Source organism: Pedobacter gandavensis (assembly GCF_032678745.1).
GTDB classification, from domain to species: Bacteria; Bacteroidota; Bacteroidia; order Sphingobacteriales; family Sphingobacteriaceae; genus Pedobacter; species Pedobacter gandavensis_C.
Genome location: NZ_JAVTST010000010.1, coordinates 173619 through 192056, shown reverse-complemented (window position 1 = coordinate 192056; position 18438 = coordinate 173619). Strand labels below are relative to the sequence as shown.

The 18438-nt window shown below is 41.1% G+C and carries 15 protein-coding genes and 1 pseudogene; 5 read left to right on the top strand and 11 right to left on the bottom strand.

The annotated features are described in order from the left end of the window. Positions 1–112: 112 nt before the first annotated feature. The 3 genes and pseudogenes from R2S10_RS23070 to R2S10_RS23060 form a co-directional block, all read right to left on the bottom strand. Positions 113–1330, bottom strand: a pseudogene (locus R2S10_RS23070) (DEAD/DEAH box helicase); the annotation flags it as partial. A 122-nt stretch (positions 1331–1452) separates the two neighbouring features. Further along, a complete protein-coding gene (locus R2S10_RS23065) occupies positions 1453–2235 on the bottom strand; it encodes a DUF4197 domain-containing protein (RefSeq protein ID WP_316842777.1) in 783 nt (260 codons plus the stop codon). Further along, positions 2222–4195 carry a YfbK domain-containing protein gene (locus R2S10_RS23060; RefSeq protein ID WP_316842776.1) on the bottom strand — a complete coding sequence of 658 codons (1974 nt, stop codon included), beginning with the start codon at positions 4193–4195 and terminating at the stop codon, positions 2222–2224. The genes R2S10_RS23065 and R2S10_RS23060 overlap by 14 nt, the downstream gene beginning before the upstream one ends. Positions 4196–4294: 99 nt before the next feature. On the opposite strand from R2S10_RS23060, the gene R2S10_RS23055 reads away from it, so the two are divergent. Both R2S10_RS23055 and R2S10_RS23050 read left to right on the top strand, forming a co-directional pair. After that, the gene (locus R2S10_RS23055) at positions 4295–4873 is read left to right on the top strand and encodes a sigma-70 family RNA polymerase sigma factor (RefSeq protein ID WP_316842804.1); all 579 of its coding nucleotides are present in this window, start codon (positions 4295–4297) and stop codon (positions 4871–4873) included. Further along, positions 4863–6119 (top strand): carboxypeptidase regulatory-like domain-containing protein, encoded by a 1257-nt coding sequence (locus tag R2S10_RS23050; protein WP_316842775.1) that lies wholly within the window; start codon positions 4863–4865, stop codon positions 6117–6119. Before R2S10_RS23055 ends, R2S10_RS23050 begins: the two co-directional genes overlap by 11 nt. Before the next feature lie 89 nt (positions 6120–6208). Here R2S10_RS23050 and R2S10_RS23045 read toward each other — a convergent pair whose 3' ends face one another. The 6 genes from R2S10_RS23045 to R2S10_RS23020 form a co-directional block, all read right to left on the bottom strand. Next, positions 6209–7219 carry an inorganic phosphate transporter gene (locus R2S10_RS23045; protein ID WP_316842774.1) on the bottom strand — a complete coding sequence of 337 codons (1011 nt, stop codon included), beginning with the start codon at positions 7217–7219 and terminating at the stop codon, positions 6209–6211. 12 nt (positions 7220–7231) lie between these two features. Then, a complete protein-coding gene (locus tag R2S10_RS23040) occupies positions 7232–7873 on the bottom strand; it encodes a DUF47 domain-containing protein (RefSeq protein WP_316822125.1) in 642 nt (213 codons plus the stop codon). A 146-nt stretch (positions 7874–8019) separates the two neighbouring features. After that, on the bottom strand, positions 8020–9045 hold the full coding sequence (locus R2S10_RS23035) for a sensor histidine kinase (protein WP_316842773.1): 1026 nt from the start codon (positions 9043–9045) through the stop codon (positions 8020–8022). 34 nt (positions 9046–9079) lie between these two features. Then, positions 9080–9727 carry an HD domain-containing protein gene (locus tag R2S10_RS23030; RefSeq protein WP_316842772.1) on the bottom strand — a complete coding sequence of 216 codons (648 nt, stop codon included), beginning with the start codon at positions 9725–9727 and terminating at the stop codon, positions 9080–9082. A gap of 60 nt (positions 9728–9787) precedes the next feature. Beyond that, positions 9788–10048: a helix-turn-helix transcriptional regulator gene (locus R2S10_RS23025; protein WP_316842771.1), complete on the bottom strand. Its 261-nt coding sequence runs from the start codon at positions 10046–10048 to the stop codon at positions 9788–9790. 96 nt (positions 10049–10144) lie between these two features. Then, positions 10145–11329, bottom strand: a complete 1185-nt coding sequence (locus R2S10_RS23020; protein WP_316842770.1) for a class I SAM-dependent RNA methyltransferase — start codon at positions 11327–11329, stop codon at positions 10145–10147. A gap of 72 nt (positions 11330–11401) precedes the next feature. Here R2S10_RS23020 and R2S10_RS23015 point away from each other — a divergent pair, with 72 nt between their 5' ends. From R2S10_RS23015 to R2S10_RS23005, 3 genes are all read left to right on the top strand, one after another. Next, on the top strand, positions 11402–11767 hold the full coding sequence (locus tag R2S10_RS23015) for a DUF3127 domain-containing protein (RefSeq protein WP_062550689.1): 366 nt from the start codon (positions 11402–11404) through the stop codon (positions 11765–11767). A 499-nt stretch (positions 11768–12266) separates the two neighbouring features. Beyond that, positions 12267–14105 carry a HAMP domain-containing sensor histidine kinase gene (locus R2S10_RS23010; protein WP_316842769.1) on the top strand — a complete coding sequence of 613 codons (1839 nt, stop codon included), beginning with the start codon at positions 12267–12269 and terminating at the stop codon, positions 14103–14105. Continuing rightward, a complete protein-coding gene (locus tag R2S10_RS23005) occupies positions 14105–14800 on the top strand; it encodes a response regulator transcription factor (RefSeq protein WP_316842768.1) in 696 nt (231 codons plus the stop codon). Before R2S10_RS23010 ends, R2S10_RS23005 begins: the two co-directional genes overlap by 1 nt. Here R2S10_RS23005 and R2S10_RS23000 read toward each other — a convergent pair. Together R2S10_RS23000 and R2S10_RS22995 are read right to left on the bottom strand one after the other, a co-directional pair. Beyond that, positions 14797–15570, bottom strand: coding sequence for a GLPGLI family protein (locus R2S10_RS23000; RefSeq protein ID WP_316842767.1), 774 nt, complete (start codon positions 15568–15570; stop codon positions 14797–14799). The two genes, R2S10_RS23005 and R2S10_RS23000, sit on opposite strands and share 4 nt — an antisense overlap. 24 nt (positions 15571–15594) lie before the next feature. Next, positions 15595–18402, bottom strand: coding sequence for a TonB-dependent receptor (locus R2S10_RS22995; protein WP_316842766.1), 2808 nt, complete (start codon positions 18400–18402; stop codon positions 15595–15597). Positions 18403–18438: the final 36 nt, after the last annotated feature.

Here is an 18438-nt window from a genome sequence, read left to right as displayed (position 1 = left end):
TACTTGCGTTAGCAGTGCTTGTTGTTGCAGCATTATTTTCAGCAGGAGCAGGACTCGCAGCGTTGCCTGAAGTTTCAGAACTTCTTGGCACAGCATTGCCTGTGCTTTTTCCTTTGTTTTTTTTATTCCACACCTTACGTTGTGGCTTCTTGCGGTCGTATTTTCTTTCCGATGAAGGACTTTCAGTGGCATCTGCCGGAACTTCTCCAAAGTGTTCAGGAAGTGGCATTCTGTCGATCGTCTTGTCAATCAGCTTTTCAATATTCGCAAATTTACGCTTGTCTTTTTCGTTAACCAGGGTGATGGCAGTTCCGGTTGTTGCGGCTCTGGCCGTTCTTCCGATCCTGTGGATATAATCTTCCGGGTCATGAGGTACATCAAAATTGATCACCAGACTAATCCCTTCCACATCAATTCCTCTTGATAAAACATCTGTTCCAATCAATACTGGAACGCGTTTATTCTTGAACTCTGATAAAATCGCTTCTCTTTCTTTTTGTCCCAGATCCGAATGGAAAGCTTCAGCTTTAAATCCTAATCCACGGAAAACCTTACCCAGGTTCTTTACTTTTTCTTTTGTAGATGCAAAGATCAGGATGCTTGGAAATTCTACATTTTTCATCAGCTCTGTCAGTAATTTTACTTTCTGTGAGTCATGAACCATATAGGCCTGTTGGTTGATTCCCGCTGCGGGTTTAGAGATTGCAATGCTGATTTGTTCCGGATTGTGGAGTAATCTGCCTGCAAGGGTTCTTATTTTAGGAGGCATAGTTGCGGAGAACAATACCGTTTGTCTTTTCTTTGGAAGGAAGCTGACGATGCGCATAATGTCATCATAAAAACCCATATCCAGCATTCTATCGGCTTCATCTAAGACCAGGTGTTGCAACTGATCCAGTTTCAGTAATCCAGAAGAAAGATGGGAGATTAAACGTCCCGGAGTGGCAATGATGATATCTACACCTTCACGCATGGAGCGTTTTTGTTGCTCATAAGCGATCCCATCTCCGCCACCATAGACCGTTAAAGAGCTGATGTTGGTGAAATAGGAAAGTGCTTCTACCTGTAAATCTATTTGCTGCGCAAGCTCACGTGTAGGTGCCAATATCAGGGTATTGTTATGGCGATTTTCTGTCATGCTGATCATGTTCATGATCGGCAATAGGTAAGCACCAGTTTTCCCGGTACCTGTTTGTGCGCAGGCAATTAAATCTTTTTTATCTAGAATTAGCGGAATAGCTTCTGTTTGGATGGGTGTCGCATTGCGAAAGCCCATGGCTAATAAACCCTCTAATAAATCAGGGTTAAAATTAAAATCTTTGAAATCCAATATACTTCTATGTTGTTAGTATTATCCTATAAAAGTAACCTTTTATTTTTTAGTTGTCTAATGTTTTTTCTGCCCTCTAGTACTTGCATGGGCTTGATTATTAATTTATAAGCCCATGCTGATTATTTTTTCTGATCGGCATAACCGAATACTTTTTGCAAAAGTGGGGTAGATCTTGCGCCCAGATTGTCTCTGATTTTAAGCTCTTCCTGAGCCACCTGAATAAACATACCATCGATTGCTTTTTGCGCTACATAGCTGGACAGGTCGGTAGTTACCGGTTTCACCAATGGGATTTTATTGTATTGTTTGGTGGCATCGCCCCAGTATTTTGCTGCGCCTACTTTGTTCAGACTATTGGTAATTACTGGCTGAAATTTCTCCATCAGCTGTGCAGTAGTTACTCTTTTAAAATAGTTGGTTGCTGCATCCTGTTGCCCTAATAAAATATTGGTTGCATCGGCAATAGTCATCTGTTTAATTGCCGAAACAAAGATTGGTTTCGCTTCTTTGGCCGCATCTTCTGCCGCCCTGTTTAAGCTCAATACCACATTGTCTGCCAAAGAGCCTAAACCAATGCTCCTTAAAGTTTTTTCCACCTTTAGGGCTTCTGGTGGGAAGAGGATTTTTACTGCCGCATTGCCCAGGAAACCATCCTTTGCAGAAAGTAAATCTGCGCCTCTGCCGATCCCTAGCTCTAATGCTTCTTTAATACCGAATCCGATTTCGGAAGTATTGGGTGTGCCTGTTGTACCGGTTACGCTATTGGAAGTATTCGTGGTTGCAGGTTTTGCTGCAGCACTTACTTTTTTTAGAATTTTACCAATTTTAGTTTGACTTTGCGCTTCGATACTGCTCAGACTAATCATGCAAGTGGCGATCAAATAGATGCTAGTTCTTTTCATTGAATTTGTTTGTATTTTCAATACTAAGCAAATCTTTGGCCAATAAAGCGGTCGACTTTACTAATTTTATAAACTCTGCGCGGTAACCTTCTGTGTCCTTTCCCTGTGCGGCTTGTGCAAGGCTGATTATCTGATCAAAGTTTGCCCCTTGTTTAAACTCAGATTGGCGCAATAGCAGTCCAAACTCTGCCACTGCGGCAGCAAAGCGGAAATTATCGCTGGCACCGCTAAATGGAAAAGTAGTATCCATCACCGCTTTTTGCAACAGCTTACTTTGATCTCCATCAGGTTGTTTGTAACGAAGTTTTACCGTCAGCATTTCCGGACTACCATTCTTAGTACCTATCACCTTATTTTCCTGGTATTTTAATGGATCTACGGAAGGCGTAAAGCTACTTTTAACACCATAAGGAATGATTTCATAGAAAGCGGTTACCGTATGTCCGGCACCCATTTCACCGGCATCTTTACGGTCATCATTGAAATCTTTATCTTCAAGCATACGGTTTTCATAGCCAATTAAACGGTAGGCCTGTACCTTTGAAGGGTTGAATTCTACTTGTAGTTTTACGTCTTTGGCCACTGTAAACAAAGTGCCGCCAAACTCATTGATCAATACTTTTCTGGCTTCAGAGATATTGTCGATATAAGCGTAGTTGCCATTACCTTTGTCGGCAAGTGTTTCCATTTTGCTGTCTTTGATGTTGCCCATGCCATAACCCAGTACCGTTAGGAAGATGCCACTTTTTCTTTTTTCTTCAATCATGGCTTTCATTTCCTCATCACTGGAGGCACCTACATTGAAATCCCCATCTGTGGCAAGGATTACCCTGTTATTTCCCTTTTTGATAAAATTCTCTGCGGCTACTTTATAAGCCATTTCTAATCCTTGTCCACCAGCAGTACCACCACCTGGCTCCAGTTTACTTAAGGCATCTTTGATTGTAGTTTTCGCTGAACCGGGCGTAGAAGGTAATACTAACGCTGTTCTTCCAGCATAGACTACAATCGAAACGCGATCCTCAGCGCGCAACTGATCTGTCAACAGTTTAAAAGAGGAAATCAGCAAAGGCAATTTATTCGGTTGCGCCATAGATCCTGAGACATCAATCAGGAATACCAGGTTGGCAGCAGGTAACAATGTTGTTTTTATTTTCTTTGCCTGTAAGGCGATTTTCACGAGTTTATGCTGCGGATTCCATGGTGCTGTTGCAATTTCCGTCAGGATATTGACCGGATCATCCCCGGTAGGCTGCGCATAGTCATAATCAAAATAATTGACCATTTCTTCGATTTTAACAGCATCCTTTGGTGGTAATCCACCATTGTTCAGGTAACGGCGCACATTGCTGTATCCAGCCGCATCCACATCAATTGAAAAGGTAGACAGCGGGTTTTTATTGGGTGTCAAAAAGGTGTTTTCAACAATAGGAGCATAGCTTTCTGTGTTCCAGTCCTGTTGGCTGATTTTTATGCCTGGAGTATGTACCATAGCATTGATAGGCTGGTTTCCATAAGCAGGGTTTGCCCGTCCGATCATTACACCGGGGACTCTGCCCATCAACATTTGTGCAGTAGGACTGGCAATTCCTCGAATCGTCATTGCCCTTTTACTTTGATTCATCGCCACGCTTTCAGCGATTAACATCGACTTAGATTTGTCCGTCCCGATCGTCATCTGAACATTTAATATGGTTTTTTTAACAATGCTGAGTCGTTGAGCGAGGTAACCAGATTTTTTGAAGGATAACTCCAGATCACCATCTTCTACCTGGATCACATAACGACCATGATGATCTGTCGATGTTTGCTTGCTTCCGGAAAGGTTGCTGACCTGTACACCCACAATTGGTTTTTTAGAACCTAATTCGGTTACTGTACCCTGTATTTTTTTTATGGCTGAAGCATTAACTCCTAGCAGCAAAAGAACAAGGAATATGGGGAAGAAAAACTTTTTCATAATTTCGTTGATTTACAGAATGATGTAAGCTTTGAAGAATTTCCATACCATTATCAGAAAATATTTTTATACTTGATCGAATTATGTTCCAAACCGCAATTGAAGTTTATTAAAAACAATACCAGAATTCAGGAGCAGGACGATGCTGCTTTGATTGCCCGATATAAGATCAGTGGCGACCTGGAATCATTGGGCCTCCTTTACAATAAGTATATGCACCTGGTTTTTGGGGTTTGTCTCAATTACCTGAAAGATGAAGAGCAGAGCAAGGATGCCGTGATGCAGATCTTTGAGGAGCTGGTTGTAAAACTGAAAATCCATGAAGTGCAAAACTTCAAAAGCTGGCTTCATGTGTTATCCAGAAATCACTGTTTAATGGCCATTCGTAAAAATTCCAAACATACTACGGTCTCTATGGAGGATGCTTTTGTGGAAAACACGGAATTTGTGCATCTTGATCTAGATGATACAAAGGAAGAGAAACTGACTGTGATGGAGCGGTGTATGGAGAAATTGCCGGAAGAGCAGCGCATAAGTGTGCAATTGTTCTATTTGGAGGAGAAGTGTTATAAAGAAGTTGCAGACCTAACCGGATATGAAATGTTGAAGGTGAAGAGTTATATCCAGAATGGAAAGCGGAACTTGAAAATTTGTATAGAAAAAAATAGTGGTGAATAACGATTGGTTAGATATAGGAGTTTTAGAAGATTATCTGGACGGTAAGCTGGACGCAAAAACCATGAATAAGGTGGAGCGGGAAGCACTGGAGGATCCCTTCGTGGCCGAAGCTTTGGCCGGACTGAGTGCCTCGCCTAAACGTTCTTTGGCGTCGATTTCTTTGCTGCAAAAGCAGTTGAAGGAACGCGTTGCAGCGCATCAGGTAGAGAAGAAAACAAAGGTCATCACCTGGCAACGGTTGAGTATTGCGGCAACAGCTGCAGTATTGTTTATTGGCGTGAGTATCATCTTCTGGATGAAAGAAGTAGCGCAGCAAAATCAACTGGCCCAGCAAGGAAAAGAAGTTAATGTCAATATCAGCCCTGAAAGTCCGCTTGTTGCAGCGCCAGCGGCACCTGCAGCAGATGCGACTCCAGCTGTTGTAGCGGAGCTGGACAAGGAAGCATTGGCACAAAATAAACCTAAAAAAGCAATTGCTCCCGTGGCTGTAGCATCATTATCTGCTGCCGAGCAACAACGTAAGGAAGTGGTTATGGATCAAGCCATGCAGCAAGCGGCAAAAGCCAATAGCTATGCCGTAAATGCAAAGAAAAAGGCAAGTTTGGCAATGGCTGCTGATTCGTCACCTCTTGCAGAACAGCTGGAATCCAGAGTAGCTGGTATAGCAATTGCGCAAAATACTTATGCCAGTCCGATGGCAAAATCAGCCCGTATAAGGGGAATCAGTACACCGATGTTACAAGGAAAGGTAGTTTCTGATGTAAATGGCGAACCATTGGTTGGTGCAGCGGTACGGATAGTACAGGCAACAACTGGTGTAGAGGTGACTACAGATCAGAATGGGGAGTTTAAAATCCCTGCAGATAGTCTTTCGAAAGACTATACCCTTGCGGTCAGGTATCCTGGCTTTGCATCTAATATGAAAGTTGCCCGTTTAAATGAACCGGTAGCCATTACCTTGAAAAAGGAACTGATGATTGGTGCAGCTTTTAATCCGGTAGGGGGATGGGAGAAATACTATCAATACCTACAGGAGAACAACCAGCTGACTAAAACACAGACATTAGGTGCGACCTTAGAAATTAGCTTTCTAATTGGAAAGGATGGTAAGCCTTATGATTTTAAAGTACTCCGGTCATTGGGGCCGGCTTATGAAAAAGAAGCCATCCGACTGATCTCAGCAGGGCAGAAATGGGAGCCAGCTTTTAATCCGGAAGGAAGAGTAAGGTTAGGATTGAAATTCTAATCAGCTGCTAAAAATAACAGACATAAAAAAAACCGAAACACAATGTTTCGGTTTTTTTTATGGGAGATACTCCCAATATGATCTTTAGGTTAAAAGAAAATATGAATCACACTGTAAACCAGGGCTGCAAGTGTAGCTGATACTGGAATGGTTAATACCCATGCCCATAATAAGCTCACTGTTACTCCCCAACGTACTGCGGATACTCTTTTCAATAAACCAACCCCAACGATAGATCCTGTGATCGTATGCGTTGTAGATACTGGAATACCAAAGTGTTCTGTGATTCCTAAAGTTACGGCACCAGCAGTTTCTGCGGCTACACCTTCAAAAGCATTCACTTTTGTAATTTTTGAACCCATTGTTTTCACGATTTTCCAACCACCACTCATTGTTCCTAATGCGATTGCCGCATAACAAGAGATTGGAATCCATTCTGGCATGGTATCGCCAGTTTTAAGGACATTTGCAGCCACCATTGCTACGTAAATGATACCCATTACTTTTTGAGCATCATTACCACCATGCGTAAAACTCAGGGCAGCGGAAGAGATCAACTGTAATCTTTTGAACCATTTCTCTGCAACTGATGGACGTGCATTTTTGGAAATATGAAGGATAATAATAGATATAATCACGGAGATCACCATCCCGATTACCGGAGCAAGCACAATAAATGCGACTACTTTAAGGATGGGTGCAAGGTTAATTGCCGACATTACGCCTACGCCTAATGAAGCTGCTTTAGCCATACCAGCACCAGCGAAACCACCAATCAGGGTGTGTGAAGAGCTGGAAGGAATTCCGAACCACCAGGTAAAAAGATTCCAGGTGATAGCGGCTAAAAGACCGGCCAGGATCACCTCCAGGGTGATGAAATTTTCCACTACCGTTTTCGCAATCGTATTGGCTACTTTATGGTCAGTGAAATAAAAATATGCAGCGAAATTGAAGACCGCAGCCCATAACACTGCCTGAAAGGGCGATAATACTTTCGTTGATACAATGGTTGCAATTGAATTTGCTGCATCATGAAAGCCATTGATATAATCGAAGGCAATTGCCAGGACAATTACAACGACCAATAAGGTAGTTACCATTTTATTGAAGGTTTAAGCGTTCTTTACCAAAATAGATTCCAACACATTTGCTGCATCTTCACATTTATCTGTAGCCATTTCTAAGGTCTGCAGTACTTCTTTTTGTTTAATCAGTTCAATTGCATTGGTTTCAAATTCGAATAAACGTGCAATTGCAAGGTTCGTCACATAGTCAGCTTGATTCTCACCACTATTGATTCTTACACAAGCATCAGCAATTACGCGGATGTTTTTGAAACTTCTCAATTCTTTAATCGCTTTGTCCAAATCGGTACACATTTCTACCAGCAATTCTGCCAGTTTGATCATTGCATCACCAATGTTAACAATATTGTAAAGCTCAATGTTACTTGCAGAAGCATGAATATAATCTGCAATATCATCAACCGCACTAGCCAGGGCATGGATATCTTCCCTGTCGAATGGAGTAATGAAGTTTTTGCTTAATTCTAAGAAGATCGAATGGGTAATGTCGTCACCAACATGCTCTAAACGTTCCACCTCTTTAATGTATTCTTTTCTTTTTTCCAGGTCTGTTGAACTTAGAGCAAGTAATAGTGCCTCAGAAATTTTCAATACATTGCTACCTGCCTGCTCGAATAATGGCTGGAATTTTTTGTCTTTTGGCGTGAAGAACTTAAAAATGCTATTCATCTGTTATATTATATTTTGTTTTAATTGTCAGATGAAAACCCGCATAATGCCTTGACCATCCTACTTATAAAATATGATACAAAAGTATGAGTGTAATGTTAAGTTAATGTTAAGTGTTAAGTTATTTTGAAAAAGCTTTGTCATTGTTAACCAATCTTTTGCAATGTGAAGGCAAAAGTGGTTCCGATTTGCAATGTACTTCTTACTGAAATAATCTGCTGATGAGCCTCCAAAATGTGTTTTACGATAGCAAGACCAAGTCCGGTGCCACCTTCCTGTCTGGATCTGTGAGAGTCAATTCTGTAGAAACGTTCGAATAAACGAGGGAGGTGTTTTTCTTCAATTCCGATTCCATCATCAGTCACTTCGATCAGGTATTGGTCATGAAGTTCGAAAATTTTGATGGCAGTAGAGCCATTTTCCTTACCATATTTGATGGAATTCTGAATCAGATTGATCATCACCTGACGGATTTTCTCCCTATCGGCATTTACATAAGCCGGGTGCGTGTATTTATCTTTGAAGGAGATGGTGATGTTCTTTTTCTTTGCCTTGTCTTCCAGGCCTTCCATTACTTCTTTAGCAAGGACCACAAAATCAAACTTGGTATAGTTGATTGGAATTTCTCCGGTTTCTAACTTAGAGATAGAATCCAGGTCGTTGATCAGGTAACTTAGGCGTTCTACATTGTTTTCCGCCTTTTTCAGAAACTTAACAGCCATTTCCGGATCATCAATCAGGCAGTCCTGTAAAGTCTCTATATATCCCTGTATGGCGAATAGCGGAGTTTTAAATTCATGAGATACATTCGATAAAAACTCTCTTCTGAATTGCTCTTGTTTTTTTAAAACATCAATCTCCCGTTTTTTTGCACCTGCCCATTCTTTCACTTCCTGTTCTACATCATTGATGGGATCACTGCTTACATATTCTCCTAAAGCGTCTTTTAAGTCTCTTCCCAATTTTAAATTGTGAATCAGCTTATAAATCAGCACGATTTTAGAGTAGATGTATTTCTCCAGCAGGTAGTAAAATACAATAAAACTGGTCAAAAATGACACCCCAAAGGATACGGCCATAAAATACCAGCTCTGTTGGAAATAGAAATTGACCAAACCTATCGATAGGCCTACTGCAAAGGCAGCAATTAGTACGAGGACGCTTAACTTCATGCAGGCAATTTACAATTTAGATTTAAATTATACGTTAAATCTTTCCTTCCCATTCTTTATAGAAATGATCCAGATAAACGAGCATAAAATCATGGCGTTGCGCTGCAATTTCTTTTCCTGTGTTTGTTTTCATGAGATCTTTTAATTTCAAAAGCTTTTCATAAAAATGATTGAGGGTAGGGGTGGTTGAGTTTTTATATTCTTCCTTACTCATATTGAGGTTAGGAGCGATTTCAGGGTCGTATAACACCCTATTTTTATAGCCGCCATAAGTGAAGGCGCGAGCGATTCCAATCGCACCAATGGCATCCAGGCGATCCGCATCCTGTACGATGTCCAGTTCCTTAGATTGGAAGGTAACCGTACCCAGGCTGGCTTTGTAACTCAGGTTCCTGATGATTTGTTGTACATGCTGAATCTGTTCTGGTTCCAGAGCGAGATCGGTAAGAAAATCTCCGGCCATTCTAGGGCCGATTTCTTCATCACCATTATTAAACTTCGGATCAGCAATATCATGCAATAGCGCGGCCAGGGCCACAATTAATTCGTCGCCTTTTTCAGTGTTGTTAATGTGCAGGGCATTCTTGTACACACGTTCAATGTGAAACCAATCATGCCCGGCTTCCGCACCTGCTAATGTTTTTTTAACAAATGTGATGGTTTTTTCCAAAATGCTATTCATACTCTATTGCTTTCCAGCAAAAGTATCTGAAATCAACGGAAAAAAAAATGATGTGGAGAATTAACCGGAAGCTCTTAAGGCTTCTACAAATTCCGCGGGTTTAAAGTAAAGTAGTTGATTGGGTTTAACATCCAGTATGCTAGCGATCTGACATAAGCGTTCTACGGTTAGCTTACTGTGGCCCAGTTCGATTTTACTGTAGGCATTTTGAGAGATGTGCAGTTTAGCAGCCAGGTATTCCTGGGTTAAACATTTGATTTTCCTAATCTTTTTGATGGTGGAAGGAATCTCTCTGACGTTAATTTCGAGTTGCTCATTCATATTTTGGGAAGTTTAGTTTACGGTTATTTGAAGTAATAAACGTAAACTAAACAGGAATAGATGTTAAAATAGAAAAAAAAACGAAATTTCTCTAAATTATTCTGCTATCTCCTTAGGATCAGGTCTTCTAGTTCCATCATACAACTCATATTCGAGCATGCGACAATCTAGTTTACCGTTGTAAAATTCTATCTTCTTGGTGGCTTTAAGGCCGATTTTCTTCGCAAGATCTGGATTTCCGGTAAAAATATAACCGAAATAACCTTTACATTCCTGTTTCATAAAATCACCAACTCTTTTATAGGTCGCTTCCAATACCGAATGTACACCTAAGCGCTCTCCGTATTCCGGATTGAAAACCACCACACCTTTTCCACCTTCTGGAACTTTCGTTTCTGCGAAATCACAAACTTCAAAAGTAATCAGGGTATCGACACCGGCAGTTTGCGCATTCTTGCGACTTACTTCTACCGCATCTTCGGAAAGATCGGTTGCAATAATCGTTAAGTCAATATTTTTAATCACCTGTTCTTTCAGAATACGGCGTTCCGCGAAGAACACCTCTTCATCATAACCCAGGATGTGCATAAAACCGTAGTTCATACGGAACAATCCAGGGCGACGGTTAGTGGCTAGTAAAGCCGCTTCAATAGCCAGTGTTCCTGAACCACACATCGGATTAACGAATGGTGATTTCTGGTCCCATTGGGTACTCATGATCACACCAGCAGCCAATGCTTCTAACATTGGTGCTTTTCCAGGGATTTTACGGTAACCATGTTTGGCCAGCGTTTCTCCGGAAGTGTCCAAAAAGATGTCTGCCTCACTGTCTTTCCAGTAAAGGTGTACCACTGCTTTATTGGCATCTGACCCTGAATTTGGACGGATTCCTTTTTTGTCTTTAATTCTGTCTACAATCGCATCTTTTACTTTTAGATTGGCAAAAAGCGGCGTTGTAATGGTTGGGTTATCCACATTTGAAGTCACCGAGAAGTATCCCGAGAAATCAATCAGCGATTCCCACTCCATATCCACCAGCTCCCGGTACAATTCTTCCGGGTTGTTGGCTTTGAAGCTTTTTAGGCAATATAAAATCTGACTGGCACACCTCAGGTTTAAATTCAACTTGATGCATTCAGTAAGGGTTATATTTAACTCCACCCCTGTAGGGAAATCCCTAACAATAGTGTAGCCCAGGGCTTTAACCTCTTCCTGTAGATATGGCGATAATCGCTTGTTGCAGGTTAAGATAACCTTGCTTTTTGTGTGGAAAACTTGCATAATATATTGTGCGAAGTTATCAATAAAAATATAGAGATTTGAACTTTGTACGAGAATAAAATAGTAAATGTTATGGAAATAAAAGGAAAAGTGCATGAAATTGGTGCATTACAACAGGTGAGTGAGACTTTTAAGAAACGTGACCTGATTATAGAATACGCAGAAAATCCTACTTATCCTGAGTACATCAGATTTGAAGCTTTACAAGATAAAACAGCTTTATTCGATAGCTTAAAAACTGGTGATGACGTGGAAGTTTCTTTTAACTTACGCGGTCGTCCATGGACCGATAAAACAGGAAAAACATCATATTTCAATAGTCTGGTAGTATGGCGTATCAATGCCTTAACTCCAGGAGCAGCGGCAGCAACGCCTGCTTATGCTCCACCAGCAGATTTGAACAATGCTCCAGGTGAGGAAGATGATCTTCCTTTCTAAAGATCTTTTTTAAACGATAGACAAATTGACCAACGAGCCTGTCCGATTTATTCGGACAGGCTCTATTTTTTGCCCAATATTGAGGGCCATTGATTGGTGTATGAATTAAACACCTTCCTAAATAGCGCCGGAATACAAACCTAATACATGCTATAATTGCTGCCGATCTAGCAGGGCCTTTTTCCGGTTTTGGAAGGCAGCTGAGCCTATCAAACCCCTAGCAGAGCGGCCGCAGTACACCTTGAGAACGCCTGTGGATTAGCACGCTTTACCGCTTCTGTTCCAAGCCTGTTTTTATGCCATCAGGCTCAGTTTTTATCTTTTGAAGCTCAGAATTTTGTGCTGATCCGCGAAATCATTAAGTTGGACTTTAAATTCTATTTGAAATGACAACGATAGTAACGGGTTTAATTCAGATGATTTGCAGATAGATGGCGTGTTAAAAAGTGTTAAATAAGCACATTTGTGCCTTACCTTATCTATTTTTGAACAATCCGGAATGAAAAAAAGAAGTCTTTGGTTAATCACCGCTCTAATGACCATAGCTTTGCTTGGTGTATTTGTGATGCAATTGTATTACATCAGGGAAGCATATGCCTTAAAATCTCAGCTTTTCGAACAGGATGTGAGCCAGGCCTTAAATGCCGTGGTCAATAAAGTACAGAAAAGGTATGCGGCAACGCATCTTTTTAAAAAGGAAGATCAGCTTAAAGAAGAAAGAGAAGCCGAATTAAGAGACAAGGCGCAGGTTTTGGTAGATTTTAAGGAACAGCATAAGGCAAAAGAAGAACGCCGGAAACTGGAACAGCAAAAGAAAATCATTGCCGATTTGAATATGCAGGACAGTGTGATCCGCAATAATTATTTGAACCCAACAATCATTAGTGAGAAAGAATATTTATCAATGTCTAATGTTGATGATGATAAAAGATCTCCATTGCAGGTAGACATGAATTTTGGTGTCGATAAGGCCGGAAATGTCGTCACAGCCAATGTCAACCAAATTTATATTCCAGAGAAAGCACAGACCTTTAAGGTATCTACCGATAAACTTCCGGACAGCATCCGCTACCTGGCTTTTAATCCTTTTAGTAAAAAGCCGCTATTGATTACCCTGCCCAGGGTTTCGCCGGATATGGTGGCGAAATTTAAAAGTGAAGATGAGATCGAAACACAGAAATTCCATCGGGCATTTAAAGACCTGCTGAAAGATACGGTCATCATTAAAACAAATAGCCTGAATTACCTGGAAGATGTAGCCAAGGAAATGCGTCAGGAAAATGTGCCAATTGATGAGCGGGTGCCCAGAGATGTGCTGGATACGCTGATTAAAACGGAACTCCTCAACAGGAACATCAAGCTCGACTATGATTTTTGGGTGAAACTGGCCCAGAAGGATTCTGTGGTTTACCGTAAGGTATCCCAGGAAAGCGTTGTGCCTTCGCCCTCAAACCTGCATAAGGTGACTTTATTTAGCGATGACATTTTCAGAGATCCGGGGATGTTATATGTGACTTTCCCCAATGAAAATTCTTTGATATTTAGTAACCTGAGCGTCACGATGGCCTCCTCAGCAGCGCTGCTGCTCGTGCTGGTCTTTATTTTTGCCTATACCATTTATACCATCTTAAAGCAAAAGAAAATATCGGAGATGAAAACGGATTTCATCAACAACATGACCCATGAGTTTAAAACTCCCGTGGCCACCATCATGATTGCCAGTGAAGCGTTGAAAGATCCGGAAATTGCTGAAGATAAAAAGAGAGTGGAAAGATTGGCAGGGATCATTTATGATGAAAATGTACGCCTGGGTAATCATATCGAAAGGGTATTGAGTATCGCCCGATTGGAAAAGAAAGAATTGAAACTGGAAGAAACGGTATTGAACGTAAATGAACTGATCCTTGTGGTGGTAGACAGTATGAATTTGCAGCTGCAAAAGAAAGGGACGGAATTATTCCTGAATCTGGATGCCCGACAGCCATTGATTTTAGCAGATGAGCTACACCTCTCCAATGTCATTTATAACCTGATTGATAACGCCAATAAATACAGCGCCGGAAGGCCGAAAATTACTATCAGCACGCGGAATACCAATAAACACCTGGTTATTGAAGTGGCTGATGAAGGGATTGGCATGACCACAGAGGAAACAAAACGTATTTTTGATCAGTTCTATAGAGTGCCCACCGGAAACTTACATGATGTTAAAGGCTTCGGCCTGGGACTAAATTATGTCCAGGATATCATCGAGCAGATGGAAGGAAAAATTAAGGTGCATAGTGAAAAAGATAAAGGCACTGTATTTGAAATAATCTTACCCCTAAACCGTAAATAATGAAAAGAATTCTATTGGTAGAAGATGATCCGAACCTGGGTTTACTTTTGCAAGATTACCTGCAATTGAAAGGGAAATTTGAGGTGATACTATGTGTGGATGGAGAAGAAGGCCTGAAGGCTTTTTCAAAGCAGGAATTTGACCTTTGCATTCTGGATGTCATGATGCCTAAGAAAGATGGTTTTACACTTGGAAAAGAGATTAGAAAGATCAATCAGCAGGTGCCCATCATCTTTGCTACAGCAAAAGCCATGATGGAGGATAAGGCCTCCGCTTACGATCTGGGAGGAGATGATTACATCACCAAACCTTTCCGTATAGAAGAATTGTTGCTTCGGATCAATGCCTTGTTGAAAAGGGTTTCCTCAAAAGAACCAGTAGAGCAGGCTCCGGTAGAAACGCAGTTCCAGATTGGCGATTATACTTTTGATTATACCACTCAATTGATTCATTATAAAGGGCAGCAACAAAAGCTCAGCACCAAAGAAGCGGAGTTGTTGCAATTGCTGTGTTTAAAGAAAAATGCGGTATTGACCAGGGAAGAGGCTTTGCTGAGCATCTGGCATGACGACAATTATTTTAACGGTCGGAGTATGGATGTATTCCTAAGTAAGTTAAGGAAGTACCTTAGGGAAGACCCTAAGGTAGAAATCCTCAATGTGCATGGAAAAGGCTATAAATTATTAGTCAATTAAATTGTAAGGGCTTTTAAGATGGTTTGTGCGTAAGTACCCCAGTCTTTTAAAACGCCCGTTAACGTATCATTTAATCCTTTCGTATTTACGGCTTTGCCTTTCACCGGAGCTTTTAATTCTGCTGCGGTGACTGGCCTGTCTTTAACAGAGGTAGCAAACCAGGTGATGTTCTCATGTGGCAAGGCTACGCCCAGGATCATACCCGGTAAGCCATTGAAAGACTCAGGTCCGCCGGAAACGGGGATTTTATCAGTGTAAAATGCCACCACATAAATGGAGTCCATTATCACTGCATTTGCCCTTCTACACTCATAGCCGGCAATCTCCCGAGTTTCAGAAGTGAGTTTCCAATTGATTTTTCTTAAGCTGTCTTTCACGAGGAAAGTCTCTTCAAACACTTTCTTTTGTGTGATGAAGCTGCTGGTCGCATAGTCGTTGAAAATGGTGTTGTTTTGCGTGCTGTTTGGGTCTCCTCCCCAAAATCCACCCGCATCCTTTTGTGTGTCCGGAAGCGGGGAGAACAATGATTTGTCATTTGAAAAGGTCAATGTGCTTTTCATGATTTTGAATTGCGGCTGATTTTTTTTGTAGGTATCATAGGCAACTTGCAGGTAGGCTTCATTGTCTTTGTTGATGCGTTTCTTAAGGGTTGCGTACATGTTTACTTTCCTTTCAAATTCGACAACACCATCTGTTGTAAAACGTACATTTTGTGCATAGATGCCCGTATATCCGAGCAATATTGTAAGGGTAATTAGGGTCTTTTTCATCTGTTTATTTTATCTTTTTAGCGGTTATTTTGTAGGAGCTGATCCGCCCATTTTATTAAAATCCCATAGTAATGATACCATAAAGTATCTTTTGATGGTGTTGTATCTTCTCTCGGTAATTAAATTGCTACTGGCATTTCTGTCAAAACCGGTATTCTGGTTCAAGAGATCGTTGCCTGAAAGGGATAGTTTCAGGTCTTCTCCTTTGAAGAATTTCTTGCTAATGTTTGCATTCCAGATGAAACGTTCGAAGCTCTGGTTAAAGGATTTTGTTTTAGCCCTGTATTCATAATCTCCATCACTGCCAATCTCAATTTTTCCAGGGAGATAAACCGTGAAACCCATACTTCCATTGGCTTTCCAGCCATTGTCATTCAAGTTTTTCTGTAGAGAAGATCCGCTCAGGTTATAGGCTGGTCCGGCGGAAACATAGGCATCATATTTTTTCTCTTTGCGTTTAGATAGTCTAAGGTCTCCTCTGTAAGTGGTATTGGTGGTGGTGTTGAACTGATCGTTAATCATACTGTAACTGGTTCCCCCATATACCCCTGTACTCAGACCTGCATTCATGTTTAGAAATTTGATCTTCCTGTCGTAATAAACATTAGCACTATAGGTGATTGGTAATTTTCCTTCAATATTGATCGGTTTATGCGTGCTTTTACCTTCATCATCTATAATGGTTTGGTTGGCAATGGCATTGGTAGTTAGGCTACTGTTGATACTTATCCAAATGGACTCGCCACTCATTACCTTATAATTGCCGAAATTCATATTAATGCGACTCGTAAATGAAGGCGTTAAGTCCGGATTTCCATCATAAATATTCAGCTGATCATTGTTTACTCTTACCGGCTGTAACTGATTGATGCTGGGCTGGGTATTGTTTCCATAATAATTGAACCTAAAAGATTTCTGCGGTGTGAAATTATAGGTATAGCCGGCCTGAGGGTTCCAGTTGGTGAAATTTCTTTTAAAGCTTGCCTGTGTAAAGCCATCTATTTGTTTGAAGCTGACATCGGAAACCTTAGTTCCGAAATTGAAAACTGTCTTGTCTTTTTTATAATTGAATATTGCCCCTCCCTGATTGGAAGTTTGATTTAGCTTGAAGTCATTGCTGAATGCCATGTCCAGGTTGCTATAGTTGCCATCTGCATCCTGATTGTAGGATCTTCTGTCGGCAGTTCCCTGACTTACAATCAGACCATAATTTACAATAACCGACCATGATTTAGAAAGCGGTTCTGTATAGGTGGCATTGGTGCTGAATCTGGAATTGCTGTTATGTGCAGTCTTATATTGATTCAGGATAGAGTCTCTTTTGAAATCTCCGTTGAGATCAAAATAGTTGGTCAGGGAATATATATTGCCTTTATTGTTGTTTTCGGTGATGTTTTGCCCCAGGCTAAGGGAAAATGTACGCCCTTTTTTCTTTAGTTTCTGTGTATATAATATACTTGCATTGAGGTCTCTCTGGTCTCCTTTATTATCGGAGTTGCTTTTGCTGTTGTTAATAGCTGTTCCATTCAGACGTTCGCTGCTGGCATAGCCCTCGGTATCCGAATTGTTATTTTTCAGCATACCATCAACGCCCACCTTTAAAGTGGCATTGCTGTCCAGATTGATGGTATAGGTGGCGTCTAGCTTTTGTCGGAACATCCGCTTATCAGAACGTTCATTTGAATTGCTGAAAATGATAGGTGTTTCTGATCCTTCAGGTAAATTGTTCTGCGTTTTTGTGCTACTGTTCGCTGCGACACTAATTTCTCCGACCTTATAATTCGCATTGATGTTTTCTTTGTCTTTGTTCCATTTATTGGAAAAATGAGCGCCACCACTTTTGGTTTTAGGCATGCCTTCCCCGTTGTATTGGCCGTTATAAGAATCTAATCCATCGTCGTTGCTGCCCATAGAAAACATATACATGCCATCGTCACTCATTTGCATATTGCTGGTGCCAAACTTGCTTCTGTCGTCCCAGGATAAGCCAGTTTTTCCATTGTTGCCGATGGTGCCGTAAGCGGCAGCTTTCTTCTTTCCTTTGAAAGCATTGATCGCGACTTGTCCCTGATAGTAATCATCATTGCCAAGACCGGCATCTACTTTTCCGAAATAGCCTTGTTTCTTATCTTCCTTAAGTTTGATGTTGATGGTTTTTGCTTTTTCCCCATCGTCAATACCGGTAAATGCAGCTTGATCACTGGTTTTGTCGAAGAGCTGTACCTTATCCACCATGTCGCCACGAATGTTTTTAGTAACCAGAGTAGGGTCGTCTCCGAAAAATTCTTCCCCATCTACGAGTACCTTATTTACGGCCTGGCCCTGGGCAGTAATTTTTCCATCTTTGTCAATGGTGATGCCGGGCAGTTGTTTCAACAGGTCTTCCACCTTTGAGTTGGGTTGAATCACGTAGGCGGCGGCATTGAATTCTGTCGTATCCCCCTTCATTTTGATCGCACTGATGTTTCCTTTGATGATGACATCGTTTAATAGTGTCGATTTCAACATCAGGTTTAAGCGGCCAAAGTCATGGGTCTTTTTTATGGAGTCTAATTTGAAATCCTCTACATAATCGGCATAGCCGGGGTAGCTGATCAGGATGATAAATTTGCCAGCTTTCGGTGGGCTTAACTTAAAGGCTCCATTCGCATTAGCTCGAGCATATTTGACAAGCGTGGAATCTTTGGCGTTTAAAACGGTAATGGTGGTGTTCACCATTTTGTACGTTGCTGCGGTGTCGGTAACCACACCTTTTACTTCATAATTGCTTTGTGAGAATACTAAAAACGGGCAATAGCAGACTAAAAACAGGAAGAATAATTTAAGTTTCATTTGAGGTTATTTGGTTAACACAAGATATAACTAAAT